Below are 20,228 nucleotides of genomic sequence, written 5' to 3' on the forward strand. Positions count from 1 at the left end.
ACCAGTGCAGGCTGCGAATTCCTCATGCGCGCGGCCCAGGCGGCCCCGCGTCATCCTACAAATCATCTCTATCCACACTTCAGCGCTGACGCCTGCACACTACAGAGTACGGCGATATAGTTTTTTCTATTCAGGCGCATCAGCGCTATCCAGGCAAATGGCATACGCCTTGCTGTGCCATAGCCAGACAAGTCTTCCCAACGGCAACACGACTTGATAGACGACGGGTGACGCCCCAATCGCTGACTAGATCAGCCATTGGCACCGCACCTTTTTTGCGTGGACCAAGGAAAAAGCACCATGAGCGAGCACGACATCAGGCGCAGCGACGCACCGGAAAAGCGCGTGCTGAATATCGGCTTCATCGCCCTGACCGACGCCGCGTCGGTAATCGTTGCCGCCACCCAGGGGTTTGCCGAGAAATACGGGCTGACCCTCAACCTGCAACGCCAGGCCTCATGGGCTACCCTGCGCGACAAGCTGCTCAGCGGCGAGCTGGATGCGGCGCACAGCCTTTACGGAATGATCTACGGTGTGCAATTGGGGCTTGGTGGCGCACCGGCCACGGACATGGCGATCCTGATGGGGCTCAATCAGAACGGCCAGAGCATCAACCTGTCCCAGGGCCTCAAATTCGCCGGCGTGACCAGTCGCGACGCACTGAAGATTCGCGCGCACCACAGCGGTGCGAAATTGATCTTCGCCCAGACGTTTCCCACCGGAACCCATGCCATGTGGCTGTATTACTGGCTTGCCGCCCAAGGTATCCACCCTTTGAATGACGTGGAAAGCGTGGTGGTGCCACCGCCACAGATGCTCGCCCACCTCAAGGCGCGGCGTATCGATGGGTTCTGTGTCGGCGAGCCCTGGGCCGCGCATGCCGTGGAAGAACAACAAGGCTACACCCTCGCCACCAGCCAGTCGATCTGGCCGGATCATCCGGAAAAAGTGCTCGGCTGCACCCATGCTTTTGTCGAGCGCAACCCCAACAGCGCACGGGCCTTGATCATGGCGGTGCTTGAAGCCAGTCGCTTCATCGATCAGAACGAGGAAAACAAGCTCAGCACCGCACGCCTGCTCAGCGGCCAGGCATACCTCGACGCCCCCTTGAGTGCCATACAACCGCGCTTTCTCGGTCACTATCAGGACGGCCTCGGCTACGCCTGGCAGGATGCTCACCCGCTACGCTTTCATGGTGAGGGGGCGGTGAACATGCCGTACCTGTCGGACGGAATCTGGTTCATGACTCAGTTCCGGCGCTGGGGCCTGCTGCGCGATGACCCCGACTACCTAGGGCTCGCCAATCAGGTTCAGCAACTGGAGCTGTATGCCCAGGCCGCAGAAGCAATCGGCATTCAGGTACCCGATGCAATGCGCAGCAGCCAATTGATCGATGGAAAAATCTGGGATGGCAGCGATCCCATCGGTTATGCCCACAGCTTTGCCATTGATGCCCTGGTCGACAGCTCCGCTGTTGCCCTTTGACCGACAGGAGCCACCGTCATGCTGCGTATCCTGTTAATCAACGACACCCCGAAGAAGGTCGGCCGACTGAAAGCTGCGCTGACTGAAGCCGGCTTCGAGGTTATCGATGAATCGGGGCTGACCATCGATCTGCCCGAGCGGGTGGAAGCCGTGCGTCCCGATGTCATCCTGATCGACACCGAATCACCCAGCCGCGATGTGATGGAACAGGTGGTGCTGGTGACCCGCGATCAGCCGCGCCCCATCGTCATGTTCACCGATGAACATGACCCGGGAGTGATGCGTCAGGCCATTCAGTCGGGCGTAAGCGCCTACATTGTCGAAGGCATCCACGCCCAGCGCCTGCAGCCGATTCTTGATGTGGCCATGGCCCGTTTTGAAAGCGACCAGGCCCTGCGCGCACAACTGCAGGCGCGTGATGCTCAGTTGGCCGAACGCAAGCGCGTCGAACTGGCCAAGGGCTTGCTGATGAAAATGAAGAGCTGCAACGAGGAAGAGGCCTATACCTTGATGCGCCGCCAGGCCATGGGCCGCCAGCAGAAGCTGGTGCAGGTGGCCGAGCAGATCATCGCGATGCACGACATGCTCGGCAGTTGAGTCGCGGATGACAACACGGCGCGTGCAACGTCGTCCTGAGCGAATCCGCGGCTAAGTAGAATCGGCCCCTGTCAGTCAAACGCTTACCTCTCTGCGCGTCAGCGCTGCCTGGCCGATGGCAAGCGCTGCCGATAAGCCAACGCGCGCAAGTTTATTTGCCCGCCTGCGAACCTTTCCGACACACGTGGGTCACTGTGCTGGTAGCTCGCCGATGTGTCTAGCATCGGCAACCGCAAGCAGTGACCCGACACAACATCGCAAGGTCGCGATAAGAGCTGCTCCAACCTTTCAGCTATCCGAATCAGGATGACCCCGTGATGCTTAAAAATGCAGCTACCCGCAGCTTACTGCTGCCATCGGCCTTGATCGGCCTGTTTAGCGGCCATGTTCTTGCCGAACTGAATCCCGACCTGCCGCCCGGCGGCAACTTCGCCTTGGAAAACTGGAACATCACCATTCCGGTGGATGCCAATAACGGCGTAACGGGCAAACCGCTGACCATTCTGCCTTCCGCCCTGAGCGGGCCAAACGGTTACACCAACCCGCCATCGCTCTATACCGACACGGACGGCGCGATGACCATGTGGGCTCCCCTCAATGGCGCGACCAGCGGCGGTTCCAAGCATCCGCGTTCGGAACTGCGCGAAATGATCGACCCGTCCAGCAACCATGTGAACTGGGACAGCAACGGCACTGCGCTGCTTGATGCGCAGCTTCGCGTGATGCAGGTGCCGAGCAAGGATGGCACCGTGATCGTCGGTCAGGTCCACGGTCATGGCTCAGCGCCGTTGGTGCTGGTGTATTACAAGTACAACGCGAAGACCCAGACCGGGGTGGTCATGGCCAAGCTGCAAGGTACGCCGATTCAGGGCCCGCCGTTCTGGCAGCATCAGGTCGCAAGCGGCATCAAGCTGGGTCAGGCGTTTACCTACCAGATCCGCGTTGAGCGCGAGAGCGGCAGCCTGGCGGTGGCATCGGTCTCGGTGAACAACGGCACGCCCGCAACCATGGTCATGGACCCGTCGTGGGATACCGAAACCTTCTACTTCAAAGCCGGCTCCTACCTGCACACCTACGGCACCAGCAGCACCGAAGGCGCCCTGGTGAAGTTTTACCGTCTGGCCACCAGCCATCCGGAAAATGGCCTGCAGATTTCCAGCAATGCCGCCTTGCCTAAGGCAAAAGTTGGCAGCGCCTATACCACCCAGCTGCAATTTCGCGGCGGCACCGGCGGCGGCACCTGGTCGCTGGTCAGCGGCTTCCCGCCAAAGGGGCTGATGCTCGAGCGCAACGGCACCATCAGCGGTATACCGCACGCCAGCGCGGGGACCAATCGCCCCAATGACTTCATGGTTCGGGTGACTGATGCCAACGGCAGCACCTACTCGAAGAAATTCTCCATAGTCGTCTCGCCTTAACAGAAGCGTTCTTCCGATCAGACTGCGGGCAGGGCGACTCAGGTCGCGGCTGTACTGCTCGTAGTTCCACTGTTCCTCTTCAATCTCTGCCTAGCGCGGCGCTGTACGGGCGTCTGGCTGGCAGGGTGTATCTGCTGCGCCGTCATCGAGCTGATTAGACTGAACTCGTCCATCCCCAGCGAAAGGAGAACAGGATGAGTACAGCCACCGATGAACGCGGGCTGCTAGCCGAAGCAGACCGCCGCGCACTGAGTTATTTCGACGGCATTGCCACACGGCCAGTGTTTCCCAGCCAAGAGGCCATCGCCCGGCTGGACGCCTTCAACGGGCCCGTGCCCGAGCAAGGCGTGGCAGCACATGAGGTACTGCGGCGCCTGGATGAAATCGGCTCGCCCGCAACAGTGGCATCCAATGGACCGCGCTACTTTGGCTTTGTCATCGGTGCGACCCTGCCCGCCGCCGCAGCCGCAGAACGCATGGTATTGGCCTGGGATCAATGCGCGTCCTCGTTTGACAACTCGCCGGTCGCGGACAAACTGGAGCGAATTGCCGGGCGCTGGGTCAAGGAACTGCTGGGTTTGCCGCCTAACAGTGCGGTCGGCTTTGGCACCAGTGCAACCGCCTGTACCCTCGCCTGCCTCAGTGCGGCACGGCGCGCACTGCTGGCGCGTAAGGGCTGGAACTTTGATGAAGATGGTCTGGCAGGCGCACCGCTAGTACGGGTGGTGATCTCCGCAACCTGCCATATCACCGTGAAGAAGGCTTTACGCATTCTCGGTTTCGGTACGAAGCAGCTGATCGTTGCCCCTACCGATCCACAGGGACGAGTCGACCCTAGGCAACTGCCTGAGCTGGACGACATGTGCATCCTCTGCCTGCAGGCCGGCGAGGTGAACACTGGTGAATTCGACCCTTTTGCCGAGCTGATCCCGCAGGCCAAGGCCGCTGACGCCTGGGTGCATATCGACGGGGCCTTCGGTTTGTGGGCCCGCGCTTCCTCCTCCGCGCACCTGGCCGCAGGCGTCGAGTTGGCGGACAGCTGGACCACCGACGGGCACAAGTGGCTGAACACGCCTTACGATGGCGCCATGGCCATTTGCCGGGATGCCACCGCGCTGGCCGGAGCGATGAACAGTGATGCGGTTTACGCCACCGCGTCCAGGGACGCGCAGAAGAACCTCAACCTGGAATTTTCCCGCCGCGCCCGCGGGATTCCTATCTGGGCCGCGTTATCTACCCTGGGTCGCGACGGCTTACGCGAGATGATCGACCGGCATATCCGCCAGGCCGGCCATCTCGCGGCACGGCTGCGTGAAGCGGGTTTTCAGGTACTCAACCGCGCAGTGCTGAACCAGGTGCTGGTACGTGCCGACAGCGATGAACAAACTCTGGCGATCCGCCTCGCCGCGCAGAACTCCGGTCAGGTGTGGTTCGGCCCTACAGTCTGGCAGGATCGGCCGGCGTTTCGCCTGAGCATTTCGTCCTGGCGTACGACGGACGCCGATATCGAGCGCCTGATCGAGCTGCTGATCGAACTGAAGCGCCAAACAACCCGTTAAAAACCCGGCGCGCCGCTCTCGACAAGCCCCTCGCGCTGGGCTTATCTTCGCCGCTGGCCACCGCAGTGGCCAACGTCGCTCGGACGGTTCCGGGCGCTTACGTATCCGAGGAAAGCATGGCTGACCAAGCTTCGCGCCGCTTTGCGCGCATCGATCGACTCCCCCCCTATGTGTTCAACATCACCGCCGAACTGAAGATGGCCGCGCGACGCCGCGGCGAAGACATCATCGACTTCAGCATGGGCAACCCGGATGGCGCCACGCCGCCGCATATCGTCGAGAAGCTGGTGCAAGTCGCCCAGCGCGAAGACACCCACGGCTATTCCACCTCCCGCGGCATCCCGCGTCTGCGCCGCGCCATTTCGCGCTGGTACAAGGACCGCTACGAGGTCGAGATCGACCCGGAAAGCGAAGCCATCGTCACCATCGGTTCCAAGGAAGGCCTGGCGCACCTGATGCTGGCGACCCTTGACCATGGCGACACCGTGCTGGTGCCCAACCCCAGCTACCCGATTCATATCTATGGCGCGGTGATCGCCGGCGCTCAGGTGCGTTCGGTGCCGCTGATTCCTGGCGTCGACTTCTTCGCCGAGCTGGAGCGGGCGATTCGCGAGTCGATCCCTAAGCCGAAGATGATGATTCTCGGTTTCCCCTCAAACCCCACTGCGCAGTGCGTGGAGCTGGACTTCTTCGAGCGTGTGGTAGCGCTGGCCAAGCAATACGACGTGCTGGTGATTCACGACCTGGCCTACGCCGACATCGTCTACGACGGCTGGAAAGCCCCGTCGATCATGCAGGTACCGGGCGCCAAGGACATTGCCGTGGAGTTCTTCACCCTGTCGAAGAGCTACAACATGGCCGGCTGGCGCATCGGCTTCATGGTCGGCAACAAGGAGCTGGTCAGCGCCCTGGCGCGGATCAAGAGCTACCACGATTACGGCACCTTCACCCCGCTGCAGGTGGCGGCAATTGCCGCGCTCGAAGGGGACCAGCAATGCGTGCGCGATATCGCCGAGCAATACCGCCAGCGCCGCAATCTGCTGGTCAAGGGCCTGCACGAGCTGGGCTGGATGGTCGAAAACCCCAAAGCCTCGATGTATGTCTGGGCGAAGATTCCCGAGCACTATGCCCAACTCGGCTCGCTGGAATTCGCCAAGAAGCTGCTGCTGGAGGCCAAGGTCTGCGTGTCCCCCGGTATTGGTTTCGGTGACTATGGCGACGACCACGTACGCTTTGCATTGATCGAAAACCAGGACCGCATCCGTCAGGCACTCCGCGGGATCAAGACCATGTTCCGCGCTGACGGTTTGGTCAAAGCGCCCGCACCGAGCAAGCCGCGCAAGGCAAGCGACGACTGACAGGCCCAACAGTTACCGACGCGGCGCCACCGCGTCGGTAAGCGCTAATGACTCAGCCCGAATAATCCAGCACCGTCCATACCTGGCTGAGGCCATCGCCGATCACGCAACCCGCATCGTCAAGGTGCTGATTGTTATGCAGCGACATCAACGTGGTTGCCCCATCGGCAGCATCCACTCGCTCGGTCAGCCACTGCACCCGGCCACAATTGGGGGTTTCAATCACGTAGCTTGCGGCTATGGCCGAATGCTCGCTGGCCAATTTGATCACATCGACCACCGTGCCCCGCTCCTCGACGCGCTTGCCGTCGGACACCAGTACCGCCCACGCCTGGCTGTTTTCGATTACCAGAAAGGTGCCATTGGCTTTCGGTTGTTCGATTGCCGGTTGACTGCAGCCACTCAGCAACGCCACTAGCACAACTGTCATCAGTATCTGTTGCATTGGTATCGCTCCTGTATGCGCAAAAGCAAACGTGATTCGAAAGCTTTGGAAAAGGCCAATGGCGATACTATTATCGAATACTGTTTATTTGTACAGTGTTTTTCGATTACCCTTATCCCATGCCAATTCACTGGCCGCACCGATTGGCGCGGCCGTTGATCCACACCGGAAAAAAGGGGATAGACGATGCTGGACGTACTGCAGTTGAAACACTCGGTGAACCGCATGTCCGTGGAAAAGGTCCGCGTTACCGTCGAAGAGCTGTACCTGGAAGGCATAGTCACCGAAGCCAAGACGCCCTTCTCGCGGGTTCATTTCAATACCTGCTTTGCCGAGATAGAGGCGCTGTTACAGCGTGCCGGTTATCACAAGCAGCTGGATGTGGTCGGCTATCAGGGGCTGGCATACGCCATGTTCGATCCAACGCGCTGGGATGCGGTTCAGGTACTGCGCTGGCTCAAGGACTTCGTCGAGGAAGCCCAGGCAAGGCCGGCGTACTGATCACCCCTTCGCCCGTCGCAGTTCGTCTGCGCTATCACCTCGACCCAAAAGCGCACAGCCAGCGCCAAGGGTGCACAGCAATGGCTCAGCAATAGAGCCATTGCGCGTGACAGGGCCGATCACCATGCACGCCTCGCCGCGATCAATGCCCGCGTCGCTATCCCGTTAACCCGCTGATCCAGCTGGATATTCCTCTGCTGCCGCGCTCGTGGCGCGTTCATTGGCAGTGTGGAAAACCAGCCGCGGCGCTGTTGCCACAGAAAAATGGCAAGGCCCTTGCAATCACCTGATCAAGATTCCTGCGCAGCCCACCAACGGCGGTGAGCCGCGGATCACGGACAACGGCGTCCGTCAGACCTCCTGCAAAGGTGGCTCTGGCGTGCGCCGTTTTTTATTTCAGCCGTGCCATACGGCGAAAAAAGGACAGCCTTTTATGACTGATCGTGATTCGACAAACCCGAGCCTGCACAGCCGCCGTCATTTCCTGAAAACCTCGATTGCCGTCGCCGGCACTGTCGGCGGTGTCGCCGCCCTTGGCCTCAGTGCGCCCGCCTCGCTGCGCAGCGTGGCCTGGGCAGCCGGTTCCGACGCTCCGGAAAAAGCTGCATTGAAGATCGGCTTTATCCCTTTGACCGATTGCGCCTCGGTGGTGGTTGCCGCTACCCAGGGCTTTGGCGAGAAATATGGCCTGACCATCACCCCGAGCAAGGAAGCTTCATGGGCCGGCGTGCGTGACAAACTGAATACCGGTGAGCTAGATGCCGCCCACGTGCTGTACGGCATGATGTACGGCGCGCAGTTGGGTATCGCCGGGCCGCAGAAGGATATGGCCGTACTGATGGGCCTGAACCAGAACGGCCAGGCCATCACCCTCTCCAAGCAGCTCAAGGAAGCCGGCGTCACCAACGGTGCGCAACTGGCCGAGCATGTGAAAAAAGGCGGCAACCCGCTGACCTTCGCCCAGACCTTCCCCACCGGCACCCACGCCATGTGGCTGTATTACTGGCTGGCGAGCCTGGGCATCAACCCGATGAGCGATGTGAAAACCATCGTCGTGCCGCCACCGCAAATGGTCGCCAACATGCGCGTTGGCAATATGGACGGTTTCTGCGTCGGCGAGCCCTGGGGCGCGCGGGCGATTGCCGACAAGATCGGCTTCACCGCCGTGACCAGCCAGCAGATCTGGCCCGATCACCCGGAAAAAGTGCTCGGCACCACTCGCGCCTTTATCGAGCAATACCCCAACGCGGCCCGCGCGCTGATCATGGCCGTGCTGGAAGCCAGCCAGTTTATCGAAGCCAGCGAGGAAAACCGCAAAAGCACGGCCAAGCTGATTTCCGGCAAGGCCTACGTCAATGCGCCGGTCAAGGTGATCGAGCCGCGCTTCCTCAGCCAATACGAGGACGGCCTGGGCAACAGCTGGAAGGACGACCACGCCATGGCCTTCTGCAAGAACGGCACGGTGAACTTCCCATATCACTCCGACGGCATGTGGTTTATGACCCAGTTCAAGCGGTGGGGCCTGATCAAGGAAGACCCGAACTACGCCGCCGTCGCCGCCGGGGTCAACCAGGTTGCGCTGTACAAGGAAGCCGCCAGTGCGCTGAACATCCCCGTGCCGGCCAGCTCGTTGCGCAGCAGCACGCTGATCGACGGCAACGTCTGGAATGGCTCCGACCCGGCTGCCTACGCCAACTCCTTTGCGATTAAAGCCTGATTGGGAGGTTCGTGATGAACGCACCACTGAAAACCCCATTGCCGTTGTCTGCGCCGATCAGTAAAGCGCCACGCCTGGTTCTGCCAGGCGTGGCGGCGCTGACCAGCCTGCTCAAGGCGGTTGTGCCGCCATTGCTTGGCATCGTGCTGTTTATCGGCGTGTGGGCGCTGATTGCGACCAAGAGCGAGGGCCTGCCTGGCCCGGTCAGTACCTGGGCGGCGGCGCTGGAGCTGTTTGCCAACCCGTTCTATGACAACGGCCCGAATGACATGGGCATTGGCTGGAACATCCTGCATTCGCTGGGCCGCGTCGGTATCGGCTTTGGTTTGGCGGCGCTGGTGGGTATTCCGCTGGGCTTTGCCATCGGCCGCTTCGCCTTTTTGGCCGGCATGCTCTCGCCGATCATCAGCCTGCTGCGTCCAGTGTCGCCGCTGGCCTGGCTGCCCATCGGCCTGCTGGTGTTCGAAGCCGCTGGCCCTGCCTCGATCTGGGTGATCTTTATCAGCTCGATCTGGCCGATCATCCTCAACACCGCCGCCGGCGTGGCCAGCGTGCCGCAGGATTACCTGAACGTGGCGCGGGTGCTCAAGCTGTCAGAGTTCAAGGTGCTCACGCGCATCCTGTTCCCTGCCGTTTTGCCACACCTGATGACCGGCATCCGCCTGGCTATTGGCGTGGCCTGGCTGGTGATCGTTGCCGCCGAGATGCTCACCGGCGGCACGGGCCTGGGCTTCTGGGTGTGGGATGAGTGGAACAACCTCAACGTCGAACACATTCTGATCGCCATCATCATCGTCGGCCTGGTCGGCCTGGCTTTGGAGCAACTGCTGTTGCTGCTGGCCAAACGTTTCGACTACGCCAGTTAAAGCAGGCCAGCTAAGGAGCCGCAACATGGATAAATTCGTGGAGCTGACCCAGGTCGGCAAGCACTTTGACACCAAGAAAGGCCGCTTTCAGGCCCTTACCGACGTCAACCTGAGCATTGCCAAGGGTGAGTTCGTCACCCTGATCGGCCACTCGGGCTGCGGTAAATCCACCGTGCTCAACCTGATCGCCGGCCTGCTCGAGGCCAGCGAAGGCGGCCTGATTTGCAACGGCCGCGAAATCGACGGCCCCGGCCCGGAGCGCGGTGTGGTGTTCCAGAACCATAGCCTGCTGCCCTGGATGACCTGCTACGGCAACGTCTACCTGGCGGTGGAAAAGGTCTTCGCTAGCAAGGAGAGCAAGGCCCAGCTCAAGGCGCGCACCGAAGCGGCGCTGGCCATGGTTGGCCTGAGCCACGCCACCTACAAGCATCCCAATGAAATCTCCGGCGGCATGAAACAGCGTGTCGGTATCGCCCGTGCCCTGGCCATGCAGCCCAAGGTGCTGCTGATGGACGAACCCTTCGGCGCGCTGGATGCCCTCACCCGCGCACACCTGCAGGACGAACTGCTGCGCATCGTCGGCGAAACCCACAGCACGGTGGTGATGGTCACCCATGATGTGGATGAGGCGGTGCTGCTGTCCGACCGCATCGTAATGATGACCAATGGCCCGGCGGCGACCGTGGGCGATATCGTCAAGGTCGAGCTCGCGCGCCCGCGCGATCGCCTGGCCCTGGCCAATGACCCGCACTACCACGCCTACCGCACCGCCGTGCTGGAGTTTCTCTACCAGCGCCAGCAGCGTCCCGCCGCCTGATAGCCAGGCAGCCTCGCCCGCACCATTGGTGCGGGCCATTTGCCATACGTAAGTCCTTGAAAATCCTAGGGACCGTTGATCGGTCTGGATTGAACTTCACCCTTTCATGGCCGCCGAACGGGGGCTGTTTTTTCCCCTCCCCCAGCTCAGTAGGATGTTCCCGTGATCGATCTGACCACCTGGAATCTTTCGATTCCGACCGATACAGAACCCAGCACCATCGAAACCGCTCGGCTGAACAATGGCTTTCAGAGCAAGTATTTCCGTCGACACTCCGATGGCAGCGTCACCATCTGGGTCCCTGCAAGCGGATCGCACACCTTAAATGCCGAATACCCACGCAGCGAGCTGCGTGAAACCCAGGCCGATGGCAGCCTCGCTTTCTGGTATCACGCCAGTGCAGACAACTACTTGAGCGCGGTGCTGTCGGTCAAACAAGTGCCCAGCAAGAAGAAGATCATCATCGGGCAGATTCACAGCAAGGATGAACCCGGCAGTCGCAAGGATCCCCTGCTCAAGCTGCAGTATCACCACCTGCATGGGGTCGGCCGAATCGAGGCATTACTGCGCAAACGCCCCGGCGACAAAAAGGTCGAGAACTTCCTGATTGCCGAAAACGTGCAACTGGGCGAGCGCTTCGGCTACGACCTGCGCATCACCCCTAGCGGCAACCTGGGCATCAGCGTGGTCAGCAGCGACGGCGACGAAGGCGCGCTGTACAAGGAGTTAAGTGCCCACTGGGGCAAGCAACTGCTCTATTTCAAGGCAGGCGCCTACATTCAGGATAACCGAGGCCCATCCAGCGAAGGCGGCAAAGTCACCTTCTACTGGCTCAACAGCCTGCACCGCTGAACGTGCGGCCGCCCCGCGCTTAACTTCGTGAAGATTCGGGAGTCGCGTACAATCGCGGCCCCGAACGCCCACGAGATGTGATCCATGGCCCGCCTGAAACTCGAGTTTCCCGAAGATCAGTTCTGCTACAGCACCCACCTGACCGTTCGGGTAACCGATATCAACGCCGCCAATCATCTGAGCAATGATTCGATGATCTCGATGATTTCCGAGGCACGGGCGCGTTTTCTCTTCGAGTTCGGCATCGAGGAAACCCACGACGACGGCACCGGCATCATCGTCACCGACCTGGCCACGACCTACCGCGCCGAGGCCCATGCCCGCGACCAACTGCTGTTCGAGGTTGGCGTCATGGACTTCAACCGCTACGGCGGCGACATCACCTTCCGCATCAGCCGACCGGCCGATAACGCGCTGGTGGCCATGGCCAAATCCGGTTTCGTGTTCTTCAACTACAAGCGCGCGAAGGTGGTGGAAATGCCGCCGCACTTCAGTGGCAAATTCCCCAAGGTCAACTGGTTGGAATAAACCACTGTGCCAGCGAGGTGACAGGCGAACGATCCTCTGCTACGCCTTAGTGACAACTACACCGCAAAGGGGGACACGCTAATGCCCATGGCGCGCAGCCATATCCGCCAGGCTGGAATGCTGAGCAACCTGCTCGCCCTGGCGCTACTGACCCTACCCGTTCCCACCCATGCCGCTTCACCGCACGTCGGTGTGCCTGACATCGCGGCAATCCAGATACGCTGACATAGGGCCCCAACCAGAAGGGTCCGCTCGGGATCGCAGGCGGCGCAACCAGCTTCAGCCCCGGCTTGACGCGCATGGAAGCAAAGCTCCTGCAGCGGCGGCCAGGTCTCGATATTGACCGCAGGGCTGACAGCGAAGTCGCGTAAAACTCACCAACACCTGCCGACAGCCGGCACGGAACCTTTGTTCACCGCCCCACTCCATCTCAAGGACGCCTCTCTGGCGCCGACTGCAACGGAAGCAGTGCATTGTCCGTTTCTCTGGTTTATCTATTTCTGGAGTCGGACATGTTCCCCCCGGTCCCCGCTTTGCGCCTGTCGGCGCGCCTTGCCTTGCTTCTGTCCCTGGCCTCAACCTCGTTCGCCGCGCAGGCGCTGGATATCGCCGTCACCAAGACCAGCGATAGCCTGGATGGCAGCTGCGACGCCGACTGCTCGCTGCGCGAGGCAATCGTGCTCGCCAACCAAACCCCTGGCGCCCACCGGATTCGCCTGGCCGCCGGCACTTACCATCTGCGCAGGCCCGCACCGCAGAGCACCGCCGGCCGGGTCTTCGGAGAAGACGACAACATCGATGGCGATCTGGATATCCGGGCGGAGATCACCATCAGCGGCGCAGGGCTGACCCTGACCACCATCAATGCCAACCGTAATGACCGGGTGCTGGACATTTTCGATGGCGCGCGCGTTACCGTCAGCGACCTGACCCTCAGCGGCGGACACCACTCAGACGAGGGCGGCGCCGTGCGCAACCATGGCGAGTTGGTGCTGAAGGACTTGCGCATGCGCGATAACCGCCTGCAGATGACAGGCGAGGATTACTCGAGCGTGAGGTATGGCGGCGCAATTGCCAACTACGGCACCCTCAGCCTGCTGCGCTGCAATTTGCTCTACAACTTCATCGCTGCCGTCGGCCTGGAAAACAGGGGCGGCGCCGTCTACAACGCCGGTACCCTGCTGATTCGCGACTCGGCCCTGCGCGCCAACACCGTCGGCAATGCCAGCGACAATTACGGCGGCGCGCTCTTCAATAGCGGCACTGCAGACATTGCTCGCACGCTGATGCTGGTGAACTACGCCCGGGATGAAGGCAGCAGCCTGATGAACGCAGGAGTCATGAAGCTGACCAACAGCACCGTCGCCGGCTCCAGTGGCGGCTACTCGGCAGCGCTGAGCAACGGCCACTGGCGCTGGCAAGCGGAGCCGGTACCGGAGCTCCAGTTGATCAACGTGACCGTAACCGAGAACGACACGCGGGGGCTGGTGAACTACGGCAGGCTTCTAATCCGTAACAGCGTGGTGATCGGCAACAAGCCGCAGCGCGCGGCGCAACATGACAACTGCAGTAGCGAAGGCGCAGCCCAATCCGTACAGACCCGCGGTCTGCTGGCGGGCATCAACAGCTGTAACGCCGAGCAGGAGCTCGACGACAACGTCGCAATGACAACCGTTTTCTACCCCCTGGCAAGCAACGATTCTCTGCTGGAAACCTATGCCTTAAGACCGAATAGCCCAGCGCTGGACGCCGGCATCGGGTCTTGCACCAGCCATGATCAGCGTGGCTCAAGCCGCCCCCGAGATGGCAACGGCGACGGAGTTGCTGGGTGCGACCTGGGCGCCTACGAGCGCCCGGCCCCCTGAACCAGCTCGCACGCACAGACCGGTTTCGCTCTCACTCAAGCCGCGCTTTACGGCAGATCGCCTGACAGGAGTTGTCCCATGCCGCCCGTACGCTTCACCAACGCTTTGAAGTTTTTCGCCGTTGCGCTGACGATGCCCCTGGTTCAAACAGCGTTCGCACTGGACCTGACGGTCAACACCCGAAATGACAGCACCTGGAGCGATTGTTTGCGGTATTGCTCGCTACGCACTGCTCTCAACATTGCCAACAACACGCCCGGAGAGCACACCATTCGGCTGCCTGCCGGTAGATTCCTGGTCTGGAGCGCCAGTGAGGATGATGACCTCAACGTTAGCGGCGACCTCGATATAGCTGGCAATGTCACCATCATTGGTGCCGGCGCCGGCTCTACCCTATTGCAGCCTTACTACGGCGGACGGTTTTTCGACGTATTGCCTGACGCAAAGGTGACGATGCGTAACCTGACCATCACAGACGGCAACTTTGATGGTGACGGCATCGCGATTCGCAACCGCGGCGAGCTGCAGCTGCGCCAGGTCAGCCTTGTCAGAAATTCGCTGCAACTCTCAGAAGGTACGGAGGGCCGCGGCGCCGCGATCGCGAACTATCATCAGCTGAGCATCCATCGCTCGGAATTCAACGAAAATCTGATTTTCAGTCCCACCAGCAATCGACTGACTGCCGCCTTTCTTGGCGCTGCCATCTACAACGGCGGAGAGCTCCTTGTACGCGACAGTCTGTTCCGCGACAACCTCATCTTTGAGGGCGGCACATCGAGCGGTGCAGCGATCTATAACGAAGGCACGATGGATATCGCCCGCAGCGCTTTCGTCGGCAACCGAACGGATGGTGATGGAGCCGCGGTTACCAGCCGCTCGGGCGTCGCTCTCATCAGCAACAGCACCTTCGCCGGCAATAGCGCGCTTCACGGTGGGGTTGTTACCAACGGCGGGCCAGCTGGAAACCCGGCGAACATGCAGCTCCTTCATGTCACCATCGCCAATAACAACGCTATCGGGGTGGAGAACCTGGGTGGGCTGCTACTGCGCAACAGCCTGATCATCGCCAACCGGAGAAACTGCAGTAGCCAGGGCGACCAGGCGAACTTCCGCATGCGTGGCCTGCTGCTCGGAAGCTGGACCGACAGCGGTTGCCATGCGGACACCTGGGTCGACGATGGCCTGGCTGACAGTCATGTACTCGAAGCGCTGCAAATCGTCGATAGCCTGCCGGTCTATCCCTTGCGCGCCGGTAGCCCGGCCGTCGACACGGCCAGCGGCAATTGTTCCAGCCATGACCAACGCTCCGTCAGCCGCCCGCGGGACGGCGATGGCGACGGCGTGATTGTGTGTGACCTGGGCGCCTATGAGCGCTGATGCTGGGCATTGCTGGTTTGTTTCGGCCGGAAGCCATCAGCGGGCGCATCGGCATGCGCCCCTCTTTTCCCATTTGCAAGGAGCCTGACATGAATGCCTCCAAACGCACGCTAGCGCGCCACTACCCGATTCTGCTTGTACTGCTGATGGCACCCGTCGGTGCACAGGCGCTGAATATCACCGTTACCAAGACCGACGACAGCCAGGACGGCACGTGCGACAGCGATTGCTCGCTGCGCGAAGCCATCATCAAGGCCAATGCAACCAACGGGGCACACCGTATACGGCTACCGGCCGGCACATTTCAGTTGTCGATCGCGCCACCACGTGGCGAAGAGGGCGACGTTTTCGATGATGACTTCAACTTCCATGGCGATTTGGATGTGCGCAGCACGCTGACCATCAGCGGTGCGGGGAGCGGCCAAACCCTGATCGACGGTGGCGGTCTGGACCGGATATTCGAGGTGTTCCCGGCTGCCCAGCTGACGCTTCAGCACTTAGTGTTGCGCAACGGCAGGCATTCCTATGACGGCGGCGCCATTCGCAACGTGGGAGATCTCTACACCAGCGATGTCGACTTTCAGAGCAACGCCGCCTCCAACGGCTGGAATCAAGCCCAAGGCGGCGCCGTCGCCAACTATGCAGCGTTGACCCTTGTACGCACGCGTTTCCTGTCCAACAGATCCAGTACCGGCGACACCACCTGGTCTCTGGGCGGCGCCGTATACAACGAAGGCACCCTGCTCGCGAGGGACGTCGAGTTTCGCGCCAACTCCGCCAGTACCGATGACATCATCTCGGCTGGTGGCGCGATATTTAACATGGGCATCGCTGATATCGCCCGCGCGGTTTTCATCGGCAACCATGCCAATGACGGCAGCGGCGCGGCCATCGCCAACCAGAACGGCGGCCAGTTGCACCTTCGCAACGCCACGCTCAGTGGCAACTATGGCACTGAATACTGGCAAGAGGGCATTCTCGCCAACGGCAGCCAGTATCCCTATCGACCGAATTACCCCGAGCCGTCACGTGTGCCTTCAATGCAGCTGGTCCACGTCACCCTGGCCGCGAATCAGGCGACCGTCGGCCTGCTCAACTTCGGCAAGCTAAGCGTGCGCAACAGCCTGATCATGGCCACCCAAACCAGCCTCAGCGAGCCGGATCCGGATGGCGACTCAGCGGTGAACTGCCAGAACAATGGCCCGGACGCCACCTTGCAGGCCCGCGGCATGCTGCTGGGCCAGGATGCTGGCAACTGCGTGCCAGATCTAGCACCGGCGCCCGAGGCACAGGCATTCACGACCGTCATGTATCCGCTGGCAGACAACAACAGCAGCTTGCCGACCCATGCACTGCGCCGTGGCAGCCCGGCGGTGGATACCGCCGTCGGCTCCTGCCCGAGTGACGACCAGCGCCGCGTCACTCGCCCACGTGATGGCAACGGCGATGGCGTAGCAGTCTGCGACATCGGTGCCTACGAGCGACCAAAATTCTAGAGCTGTAAGGCCAACTGCGCCGATCCTTCGAGGAGTCTCAAATGACAGCGTTCAACCGCCACTTTACCCGGCTTCCCTGCCCGCTTCTGCTTGCGCTGTCGCTGTGCGCAGCGCCCTTTTCCGCCGCACACGCACTGGACATCACGGTAACCAAAACAACCGACAGCCAGGATGGCACGTGCGACAGTGATTGTTCGCTGCGTGAGGCCGTGAGCATGGCCAGCTCCATTCCCGGCTCGCACCGCATTCAGCTAGCGGCTGGGACCTATCAGCTGTCGATCGCGCCGCCCACATCCGACGACCCCTATTACTACAGCATTTACGACGAGGACCTTAACCAGAACGGCGACCTGGACGTCCAAGCGAACCTGACCGTCGTCGGCGCAGGCAGCGAGCGCACCATCATCGACGGCGGCGCTATCGATCGGGTTTTCGAGGTGATGGAAGGCGCACAATTGTCGCTTGCCTCAATAAGCCTGCAGCGAGGCAGGCACACGGTAAACGGGGGTGCTATCTACAACCGGGGCAAGTTGAAGGTAAGTCAGACCCTTTTTCACGGTAACGCCATCGCCCGTACGGATGGCAGCACCGGTGCGGAAGGTGGAGCCATCGCCAGCAGCGGCGAGTTAACTGTCATGCGATCCCGGTTCACCCGCAACTTCGTTTCGGGGAGCGATATGGATAACGCCGACGGCGGAGCCATCCACAACACTGGCGTATTATTCGTGCGCGATTCCGTGTTCGAAGACAACGGCGCCAATCAGGACGATGGTTCTGTGGGTGGTGCCATCTTCAACAGCGGTGGCGCCGATATCGCGCGTGCAAGCTTCGTCGACAACCACGCTTCGGTCGACGGCGGCGCGGTTGGCAACGTCCAGGGCGGCGTGATCAAGCTGTCCAATGCGACGTTCAGCGGCAACTGGACCTATGAAGACGGTGGCGCCGTCAGCAACGGCCGGTTCTGGGAAACCGCTACAGCCACACCCTCCAGCATGACGCTGATCCACGTCACCATCACCGACAACCCCGAGGGCCACGGCATCCTGAATACCGGCACTCTGCTGATTCGCAACAGCATCGTGGTCGGCAACAGCAACACCTGGTCCGGCCACAAGAATTGTCTCAACCGTGGCCCCAATGCTCGTCTAACCGCCCGCGGTATGCTGCTCGGCGCTGGCACCGAGGGCACGCCACCCAGCAACTGCCTCACCGACATGCCGCTGGTGGATGACACCGCCCGGTTCACCACCATCATGTACCCGCTGGCGAACAACAACAGCACCCTGCCGACCCATGCCCTGCGTCGCGGCAGCCCTGCGGTTGATACGGCTGTGGGGTCGTGCGCCAGCCATGATCAGCGCGGTTCCAGCCGCCCGCGTGACGGTGACGGCGACGGCACCGCGGTTTGCGATCTGGGTGCCTACGAACGGCCGAAATTCTGAGACGCCTCTGCTCATCTGGCCTGAGCGAACCCGTGTCAGGCGTCAATCCGCATCGCCCCAATCAGGTGCAGCCTGTTTGCCGACGCCTCTTTTTGCGGCGGTAAACAGGCCAATGAGTTGATCCCAAGCCACCCAGATCGAGCCTTTGCGGGGTTGGCGCAGCTCTTGCTAAAGCATTGGCACCAGTAGCCAACGGCGGCTACTCGATAAACGACAACGACGTCGCCTCGACCACGCTCAACCAAGCGCGGGTCGACGCGACGTTTTTCGTTTTACGCCCCAGCGTTTGGGGTGAAGTGCTGGTGCTGCGATCCATCCCGGCACGGTTGAACCTTCCTAACCAGCTGCGGCTTCGGCCTCAGGGTGCCGCACCACAAGTACGGCACCTCCCCGGCTGTGCTCGATTGCCATGTCCACGACCATGGCGAGCGGGCCCGGTCGGGATTTTCCTTCGCTGATGAGGTTTTCGATGAATACGAGTTTCTGGAAATCCGGCCACACCCCGACCTTATTCGCGGCCTTTCTCTACTTCGACCTGAGTTTCATGGTCTGGTACGTGCTCGGCCCGCTGGCCGTGCAGATCGCTACCGATCTTGGCCTGACCGCCCAGCAACGCGGGCTAATGGTCGCCACACCGATTCTCGCCGGTGCGGTGCTGCGCCTGTTCATGGGGCTGCTGGCCGATAGATTGTCACCCAAGACCGCCGGCCTGATCGGCCAGGTCATCGTCATCAGCGCGCTTTTCAGCGCCTGGCAAATCGGCATCGGCAGCTACGAGCAGGCCTTGCTGCTCGGCCTCTTCCTCGGTTTCGCCGGTGCCGCTTTCGCGGTCGCGCTGCCGCTGGCATCACAGTGGTATCCGCCGCAGCACCAGGGCAAGGCCATGGGCATTGCCGGCGCGGGCAACTCCGGAACCGTGCTCGCAGCGCTGTTCGCGCCGGGCCTTGCCGCGCTGTTTGGCTGGCAGAACGTGTTTGGTTGGGCGCTGATTCCGCTGCTGTTCACCCTGGTGATATTCGCTTTCCTGGCGAAAAACGCGCCGGAGCGGCCGAAGCCAAAATCCATGGGTGATTACCTTAAGGCCCTGGGCGACCGCGACAGCTGGTGGTTCATGTTCTTCTACAGCGTCACCTTCGGTGGCTTCATCGGCCTGGCGAGCGCCCTGCCCGGCTACTTCAACGATCAATACGGCCTAAACCCGATCACAGCCGGTTACTACACCGCCGCCTGTGTGTGTGCCGGCAGCCTGATGCGCCCGCTGGGCGGCGCCCTGGCCGACCGAATCGGCGGGATTCGCTCGTTGCTGATGATGTACACCCTGGCGTCGATCAGCATCGCGGCGGTGGGTTTCAACCTGGCGAGTTCGACTGCCGCGCTGAGCCTGTTCGTGATTGCCATGCTTGGCCTCGGCGCGGGCAATGGCGCGGTATTCCAACTGGTGCCGCAGCGCTTTCGCAAAGAGATTGGCGTGATGACCGGGTTGATCGGCATGGCCGGCGGCATTGGCGGCTTCCTCCTGGCCGCCGGTCTGGGCACCATCAAACAGCAGACCGGCGATTACCAACTGGGGCTGTGGCTGTTCGCCAGCCTTGGCGTACTGGCCTGGTTCGGTCTGTATGGCGTCAAGCGGCGCTGGCGCACCACCTGGGGCAGCGCTGCAGTAACCGCCGCTCGGGTGTAATTGCGCGAACGTAGGGTGGATGACGCCTTTTTCATCCACCCTGGCGCAACCATGGAAAAACGGTGGATCGGTAAAGCGCGATCCACTACGCCAAACATTGGAGCACTGAGGCAAAGGCGAGGCTGACTGGCAGCGCTATTGCACTGGTCAGGAAAGACAGGAGTAGTCGGCAACGGCTCTTCTTAGCGGCCTCACCAGCCTCGCCTTTGCCTCAGCGTTTCTTC

18 protein-coding genes are annotated in these 20,228 nt (G+C 61.3%); 17 read left to right on the forward strand and 1 reads right to left on the reverse strand.

What is annotated here, in order from left to right:
- Positions 1-300: 300 nt before the first annotated feature.
- From ACX0MV_RS08340 to alaC, 5 genes are all read left to right on the forward strand, one after another.
- Positions 301-1,485: a CmpA/NrtA family ABC transporter substrate-binding protein gene (locus ACX0MV_RS08340; RefSeq protein ID WP_458982030.1), complete on the forward strand. Its 1,185-nt coding sequence runs from the start codon at positions 301-303 to the stop codon at positions 1,483-1,485.
- 18 nt (positions 1,486-1,503) lie between these two features.
- On the forward strand, positions 1,504-2,082 hold the full coding sequence (locus tag ACX0MV_RS08345) for an ANTAR domain-containing response regulator (RefSeq protein ID WP_458982031.1): 579 nt from the start codon (positions 1,504-1,506) through the stop codon (positions 2,080-2,082).
- Between the two features lie 317 nt (positions 2,083-2,399).
- A complete protein-coding gene (locus ACX0MV_RS08350; protein WP_458982032.1) occupies positions 2,400-3,500 on the forward strand; it encodes a polysaccharide lyase family 7 protein in 1,101 nt (366 codons plus the stop codon).
- A gap of 194 nt (positions 3,501-3,694) precedes the next feature.
- Entirely contained in the window at positions 3,695-5,059 is a 1,365-nt protein-coding gene (locus ACX0MV_RS08355; RefSeq protein WP_458982033.1) for a pyridoxal phosphate-dependent decarboxylase family protein, read from the forward strand.
- A 116-nt stretch (positions 5,060-5,175) separates the two neighbouring features.
- Positions 5,176-6,417, forward strand: coding sequence for an alanine transaminase (gene alaC / locus ACX0MV_RS08360; RefSeq protein WP_458982034.1), 1,242 nt, complete (start codon positions 5,176-5,178; stop codon positions 6,415-6,417).
- Between the two features lie 52 nt (positions 6,418-6,469).
- On the opposite strand, the gene ACX0MV_RS08365 is transcribed toward alaC, so the two are convergent.
- Complete coding sequence (locus tag ACX0MV_RS08365; protein WP_458982035.1) at positions 6,470-6,862, reverse strand: hypothetical protein; 393 nt, start codon at positions 6,860-6,862, stop codon at positions 6,470-6,472.
- Between the two features lie 186 nt (positions 6,863-7,048).
- Between ACX0MV_RS08365 and ACX0MV_RS08370 the strand changes: the two genes are divergently transcribed.
- The 12 genes from ACX0MV_RS08370 (at position 7,049) to ACX0MV_RS08425 (ending at position 20,004) form a co-directional block, all read left to right on the forward strand.
- Entirely contained in the window at positions 7,049-7,363 is a 315-nt protein-coding gene (locus tag ACX0MV_RS08370) for a transcriptional regulator (RefSeq protein ID WP_458982036.1), read from the forward strand.
- A gap of 433 nt (positions 7,364-7,796) precedes the next feature.
- Positions 7,797-9,080, forward strand: a complete 1,284-nt coding sequence (locus tag ACX0MV_RS08375; RefSeq protein ID WP_458982037.1) for a CmpA/NrtA family ABC transporter substrate-binding protein — start codon at positions 7,797-7,799, stop codon at positions 9,078-9,080.
- Between the two features lie 14 nt (positions 9,081-9,094).
- Positions 9,095-9,946, forward strand: coding sequence for a nitrate ABC transporter permease (ntrB, locus tag ACX0MV_RS08380; protein ID WP_458982038.1), 852 nt, complete (start codon positions 9,095-9,097; stop codon positions 9,944-9,946).
- Between the two features lie 25 nt (positions 9,947-9,971).
- Positions 9,972-10,763, forward strand: a complete 792-nt coding sequence (locus tag ACX0MV_RS08385) for an ABC transporter ATP-binding protein (RefSeq protein ID WP_458982039.1) — start codon at positions 9,972-9,974, stop codon at positions 10,761-10,763.
- Between the two features lie 162 nt (positions 10,764-10,925).
- Positions 10,926-11,615, forward strand: a complete 690-nt coding sequence (locus ACX0MV_RS08390; protein ID WP_458982040.1) for a polysaccharide lyase family 7 protein — start codon at positions 10,926-10,928, stop codon at positions 11,613-11,615.
- 84 nt (positions 11,616-11,699) lie between these two features.
- Entirely contained in the window at positions 11,700-12,143 is a 444-nt protein-coding gene (locus ACX0MV_RS08395) for a thioesterase family protein (RefSeq protein ID WP_458982041.1), read from the forward strand.
- 81 nt (positions 12,144-12,224) lie between these two features.
- Positions 12,225-12,368 (forward strand): hypothetical protein, encoded by a 144-nt coding sequence (locus ACX0MV_RS08400; RefSeq protein ID WP_458982042.1) that lies wholly within the window; start codon positions 12,225-12,227, stop codon positions 12,366-12,368.
- A 287-nt stretch (positions 12,369-12,655) separates the two neighbouring features.
- Entirely contained in the window at positions 12,656-14,008 is a 1,353-nt protein-coding gene (locus ACX0MV_RS08405) for a choice-of-anchor Q domain-containing protein (RefSeq protein WP_458982043.1), read from the forward strand.
- A gap of 78 nt (positions 14,009-14,086) precedes the next feature.
- The gene (locus tag ACX0MV_RS08410; RefSeq protein ID WP_458982044.1) at positions 14,087-15,385 is read left to right on the forward strand and encodes a choice-of-anchor Q domain-containing protein; all 1,299 of its coding nucleotides are present in this window, start codon (positions 14,087-14,089) and stop codon (positions 15,383-15,385) included.
- Positions 15,386-15,474: 89 nt separating this feature from the next.
- Positions 15,475-16,881, forward strand: a complete 1,407-nt coding sequence (locus tag ACX0MV_RS08415; protein WP_458982045.1) for a choice-of-anchor Q domain-containing protein — start codon at positions 15,475-15,477, stop codon at positions 16,879-16,881.
- Between the two features lie 41 nt (positions 16,882-16,922).
- Positions 16,923-18,323, forward strand: a complete 1,401-nt coding sequence (locus ACX0MV_RS08420) for a choice-of-anchor Q domain-containing protein (RefSeq protein ID WP_458982046.1) — start codon at positions 16,923-16,925, stop codon at positions 18,321-18,323.
- A 469-nt stretch (positions 18,324-18,792) separates the two neighbouring features.
- Positions 18,793-20,004 carry a nitrate/nitrite transporter gene (locus tag ACX0MV_RS08425; protein ID WP_458982047.1) on the forward strand — a complete coding sequence of 404 codons (1,212 nt, stop codon included), beginning with the start codon at positions 18,793-18,795 and terminating at the stop codon, positions 20,002-20,004.
- Positions 20,005-20,228: the final 224 nt, after the last annotated feature.

The sequence above is a fragment of the Pseudomonas cistanchae genome, assembly GCF_054483635.1.

Bases quoted from the DNA above. Each gene is read 5' to 3' on its own strand.
- ACX0MV_RS08340 (WP_458982030.1), top strand. From the start codon at position 301: ATGAGCGAGCACGACATCAGGCGCAGCGACGCACCGGAAAAGCGCGTG.
- ACX0MV_RS08345 (WP_458982031.1), top strand. From the start codon at position 1,504: ATGCTGCGTATCCTGTTAATCAACGACACCCCGAAGAAGGTCGGCCGA.
- ACX0MV_RS08350 (WP_458982032.1), top strand. From the start codon at position 2,400: ATGCTTAAAAATGCAGCTACCCGCAGCTTACTGCTGCCATCGGCCTTG.
- ACX0MV_RS08355 (WP_458982033.1), top strand. From the start codon at position 3,695: ATGAGTACAGCCACCGATGAACGCGGGCTGCTAGCCGAAGCAGACCGC.
- alaC (WP_458982034.1), top strand. From the start codon at position 5,176: ATGGCTGACCAAGCTTCGCGCCGCTTTGCGCGCATCGATCGACTCCCC.
- ACX0MV_RS08365 (WP_458982035.1), bottom strand. From the start codon at position 6,862: ATGCAACAGATACTGATGACAGTTGTGCTAGTGGCGTTGCTGAGTGGC.
- ACX0MV_RS08370 (WP_458982036.1), top strand. From the start codon at position 7,049: ATGCTGGACGTACTGCAGTTGAAACACTCGGTGAACCGCATGTCCGTG.
- ACX0MV_RS08375 (WP_458982037.1), top strand. From the start codon at position 7,797: ATGACTGATCGTGATTCGACAAACCCGAGCCTGCACAGCCGCCGTCAT.
- ntrB (WP_458982038.1), top strand. From the start codon at position 9,095: ATGAACGCACCACTGAAAACCCCATTGCCGTTGTCTGCGCCGATCAGT.
- ACX0MV_RS08385 (WP_458982039.1), top strand. From the start codon at position 9,972: ATGGATAAATTCGTGGAGCTGACCCAGGTCGGCAAGCACTTTGACACC.
- ACX0MV_RS08395 (WP_458982041.1), top strand. From the start codon at position 11,700: ATGGCCCGCCTGAAACTCGAGTTTCCCGAAGATCAGTTCTGCTACAGC.
- ACX0MV_RS08400 (WP_458982042.1), top strand. From the start codon at position 12,225: ATGCCCATGGCGCGCAGCCATATCCGCCAGGCTGGAATGCTGAGCAAC.
- ACX0MV_RS08405 (WP_458982043.1), top strand. From the start codon at position 12,656: ATGTTCCCCCCGGTCCCCGCTTTGCGCCTGTCGGCGCGCCTTGCCTTG.
- ACX0MV_RS08410 (WP_458982044.1), top strand. From the start codon at position 14,087: ATGCCGCCCGTACGCTTCACCAACGCTTTGAAGTTTTTCGCCGTTGCG.
- ACX0MV_RS08415 (WP_458982045.1), top strand. From the start codon at position 15,475: ATGAATGCCTCCAAACGCACGCTAGCGCGCCACTACCCGATTCTGCTT.
- ACX0MV_RS08420 (WP_458982046.1), top strand. From the start codon at position 16,923: ATGACAGCGTTCAACCGCCACTTTACCCGGCTTCCCTGCCCGCTTCTG.
- ACX0MV_RS08425 (WP_458982047.1), top strand. From the start codon at position 18,793: ATGAATACGAGTTTCTGGAAATCCGGCCACACCCCGACCTTATTCGCG.